The sequence below is a fragment of the Legionella anisa genome (assembly GCF_001467525.1).
GTDB lineage: Bacteria > Pseudomonadota > Gammaproteobacteria > Legionellales > Legionellaceae > Legionella > Legionella anisa.
In genome coordinates this window covers 1-4,435 of record NZ_LNXS01000025.1, presented here as the reverse complement: position 1 = coordinate 4,435, position 4,435 = coordinate 1, and the positions used below count along the sequence as shown (strand labels likewise).

Genomic DNA, 4,435 nt, shown 5'->3' with positions numbered 1-4,435 from the left:
TATGTAATGTAATTTTGAGGATTAGTCTTGATATTATTGGGTCTTTTTGAACTACTTTACATAATCACCTACTTTCCACAATAAATTTTAGTAATACTCAATCTCGAATGCCCAAGCTCCTGGCTGATCAATTCTCTTGCGGTTTTATCCCAATATTTTTCAAGAGAATTAAGCTCCTTGTAAGCTTTACCCCCTTGTATTGGACATATAAGACCTCTACCAGTTTTGTCATAGGACTTTGTTATCTTGTGATATCTTCGCTGGGCATAGGCATGACGAAGCCCATGGCACTTACTTAACCCCATTTTTTCTATGACTTCATGATACTGAGCTAAGTGGTTTTTGTAGGTCTTATCTTTGGGGATGAGGGATTGTCCAAGTGGAACTTGCTTTATGGCATTAATCAACCACTGTCGTTGTTGCTCATTGGTTAATTTTATGTCTCGACCTATTCCACCTTTTGTCCAGCTTGGTTTGATAACCAATTTATTTCCTTGCCAAGCGTCACTCAGCACAATCTTCATAGATTCTTCACGCCGTAGACCAAAAAGAAATTGAGCGTCGAGGGATAAGCGGATCATAGGATCTGGGCATTTGGAAAAATCGACATTAATTATTGCTTTATTATATTGTTGAATATAATTTCGTTTACTTATTTGGTAGCTATCATTGTCTGATTTAACGAGTTCAGGTTTGTTCAGTGCTGATGCCACTTTACGCAATTTAGCCATGTAGTTTTTAATGGTTGCAGGGTTTTTATTCTGTTTTTTCCAGTGTTCAACCAAGATATGTATATGTTTTGGTTTTAATCCTTTGATATGTGTGACCATGTAGCCAAGCTCGTGTAAGTCCTTCACACAGCGATTCAGCATGTGTTTCATATCTGCTCGACTGGCGTGGGAGTAGTTTTGGATTTTCTTAATACATTCATTGATTGAATACTGGGCATTTTTAAGTTTGGACTTAGTCATTAAGATATCTCCATAATGAGTCACGAGATTTGATACCCATTTCACTCCGAATGACCCAATAGGCTTGATACTTGCCTAAGATAGGTAAAAGATATTGATACATCTGTTTTGCATAGAGGTAGCGGTATGCTTTATTAATCGGTAAAACATGTTTTTTTAAAGCCTTTCTCCATGCAATTCTTGTGTACTCATAATCATTAAATTCAGCAATTGATTTGCCATCAGTCATTTCTTTCATGTCTTCTAGGATGGTTTTTTGTCTTTCAAATCTGATTGGAATAGTTCTGTCTAAGGAATTAAAGGCGATATTTCTAGTTATCCAAATGCTGTCCGATTGAATATTAATTTCGGGTTTTATATAAATAGCTTCTTGATAAGTTAGGCCAAATTCAGTTTGAAGTGCCATGATGAGTCGTGGATAGGAATTATCCCACGACTGCCAATGGTCAGGCTGGATTTGGAGTTTTCTTTTACGTTTCCTAGTTTTGTTAAGTTGTAGGAATTGATTGTCTATATTCGGAATAGTGCAATCTATGCTGGTTAGATAATGCCTAACTATGGTCATGTGATTCATAATCGTACTAGTTCGTATTTTACTTTTCTTCCAATGAACAACTAGTTGATGAATATGATGCGATTGAATGCCTTTCCAGGAAGATGGAATATCTCCAATGGTATAGAGGTCATCAATCATTTTACGAATGACATAGGCGCGTTGTTTTTTGACTTTGTGGCTACCTTGATTACCGAGTTTCAAAAATTGATTAGCAGTTTGTCTTAAGCTGTATTTTCTCATCATCCCTTCCGATATGAATTTATTTGCCCTGTCTTTGGTTTAGTGTTGGTCGAGCGGCTCACTCAAAGATGAAACCTGGTCAAAGCCATAAAGCTCGAGGTGGGGGGCAAATCAATCGTTATAAGGCAAACGATCTCGCCGATTTACAATAGTTTTGGGTGGTTATTTTCTCCTTGTTTTAATGATTAACAAAAATGGCAAGACGATGGGCCTTGTCATTCAAGTCCATGGTCAAATTTGAAACAAACTGACTTAAACTCCCGAGGGAGTTGCTCTGTCGGATGACAGAGATTCCTAGATGGGTTTCCCGACTGAACGTCCAGCCACGAGGTTAGGGAATGAAGTGGCTTAGCATAAGACGTCGGTTGACGTTTCGCCGGAATTTCACCAGCTCATCAGTCATGCTTGATTCCAAATTAGCAAAGCGGTGCTTGCTTCGCAAGGGATTTGGGAAAGAATTTTGTCCAATCCCGATCGGCGGGATCGGACAAAATGCTGAAATGTGTTGATTTTACGCGGTAAAATCAAGGTGATTTTTCTGCGTCACTGCTGGGAAATTGCAGTGACGCAGGGGGCATCAGTTTAAATGACTCTCACGTGGATTATATTGGCGAGCCAGTCATCCTCCTTCCAAATGTTATGATCCTCATGAGAAAAGAAAGATATATTTTTCCCTTTGAAATGATTTTCTATTCTATTTTTGCCACTACCATTGCCAGATATTCCTATATAAATTTTATCTATATTTTTATTACAACAAATAATCTCCCATATATGGGCATCGTTATCATCAATAGAACAACCGTATATAATTAGATCGCCTTTGATTTTTTTTAAAGATTCTAACGCTTGTTTTAAATAAGAAGTTTTTTCTATAATGTCTCTCTTTTCCTTTGTTGTGCCGCCTAGTACAAAAAGGTCATAAAAATTATCATGGCTGCAAATGATTTCTCTTTTTTTAATAAGATTATAGGATTGTACCTTTGCTATTTTTTTTACAATTAGGGACTTATCGTCATTTTTAGAGTGGCTAAATAGATGCATTGAACCATGTAAATAAATCAAGCTCCATATCTTGGAGCTTTCATTAAATGGATATAATTTACAATCGCCTACGCTGCAATTTTCATTTTTTTTAGGGTAAAAGCAGTCATTAAATAAGGTATAATTATTTTTCTTATTACCAAACAAGTTTAATTCATTCATCAAATAGTATAGTTTGAGATCAAAGTTCGTTGTGTAAATGCAATCAAAATCCATTAAATTTTTCTTAAAAGAATCAAATATATTTTGATCAGAAAGTGCACGCCTAAAAGTTAGCCTTCTATGATTTTCCCCCAGTATCTTAATAAACTCATTCTTTGTCTCTTCTTTTTCTTTTTCAGAAAGGGAGCCTTTAGCACCATCAAACTCATACCTTAAGAATTCTTCTAAATCATTACCATTACCGTTGAGGTATATTTTAAATTTTGACTTAAGCTTGGACATGTAATTTGTTTTTTTAAACATGTCAGGTAATATTTCACTATATGAAAAACTTGATCGAAGAAACTTGTTGTTATCTGGATAGAAGTCATTAAAGGCGTAATTTATACCGCACCCCACCAGTAGGGTAGGCTTAATATCTTTCATTGAAATTATCTTCTGTTGAATTTAATTTTAATATGCATCTCTTGATACCCTTTTTTAAGATTAGGTTAACAGGCAGGAATTTTCAAAAAATACAATATGAAATGACATGCAACCCTATAGGTTTGATGATAGAGGTAATGGTATTCGTAGCTTATAGACCTCCCCTCCATTCACCAAAACAAATGCCTGCCCCTTAGGCAAAGAAACAATATCATCAACCCCAATCATAGGAACAGAAGCAGTCTGAACTCTATCCTCATTAGTCGTATTAAAATACACCCCATCATCACCATGAGGTGTATCATTAACCATTGAAACTTGGGTATGTCCAACTATTCCTACTTGAGGAAGAACTTTAACCAACATATTAGCAGTTTCTTCATTTTTAACCCGTAACATAATAAGAGTATTAAAATTACCTTCAGATACTTCTGCCTTAGCTTTTGACCCAAGAGCTACTTCCATATCCTGAATTGTCTGAGCATAAGCAGTAACCTGAAACCCAGCTCCACCCGCTTTATTGAGAATTTTCACAAACGAATCCTGGATAATTTCAGAAAGCTCATCACAATGAAGATTCAAGGTATATCGGGCATTAGGTTCCTTGTAGATTTTACCGGCTGTGGATACTAGATCTGATAAGAAGGCTTTACCCACTGCCTGAGCGATATTGGGATTAGTTAGACTATCCAAGCCAATATAGAGTACTTTCTTATTTTTAATGACATCCATCAGTTCAATATCTCCTTGTTCAGCTTTGGATGAGAGAATCTTGGAAGCATTACTTTTATTAATTTCCGATAATACCGGACCAACACTGGCTGTTATTTTGTCATAATAGTGTTTATCCATAATGGCTGCATCGTAGAGGTCTATTAAGATTTGGTCGTGTAGTGCTTCTGCATTGTTATTTTTTATGGTTTTGTTGATGTGTTCTTTCACATATTGAATAACGTGTCCTTTCGGCAAGGCTGCGTAAAAAATATTTTTAAATTTTATCATTTAGGGGTTGACAGTGTTTTAGGCCATTTTTTCA

The 4,435-nt window shown here is 36.0% G+C and carries 3 protein-coding genes and 1 pseudogene; all 4 read right to left on the bottom strand.

The features are described from left to right. Nucleotides 1–68 precede the first annotated feature (68 nt). Nucleotides 69–971, bottom strand: a complete 903-nt coding sequence (locus Lani_RS08950) for a phage integrase N-terminal domain-containing protein (protein WP_058388509.1) — start codon at nucleotides 969–971, stop codon at nucleotides 69–71. Beyond that, the gene (locus Lani_RS08945) at nucleotides 964–1,767 is read right to left on the bottom strand and encodes a phage integrase N-terminal domain-containing protein (protein WP_019234429.1); all 804 of its coding nucleotides are present in this window, start codon (nucleotides 1,765–1,767) and stop codon (nucleotides 964–966) included. Before Lani_RS08945 ends, Lani_RS08950 begins: the two co-directional genes overlap by 8 nt. A 582-nt stretch (nucleotides 1,768–2,349) precedes the next feature. Next, nucleotides 2,350–3,399 (bottom strand): DUF4917 family protein, encoded by a 1,050-nt coding sequence (locus tag Lani_RS08940; protein WP_019234430.1) that lies wholly within the window; start codon nucleotides 3,397–3,399, stop codon nucleotides 2,350–2,352. A 114-nt stretch (nucleotides 3,400–3,513) separates the two neighbouring features. Then, nucleotides 3,514–4,353 (bottom strand): annotated as a pseudogene (locus tag Lani_RS08935) (TraM recognition domain-containing protein); the annotation flags it as partial. Between the last annotated feature and the right edge of the window lie 82 nt (nucleotides 4,354–4,435).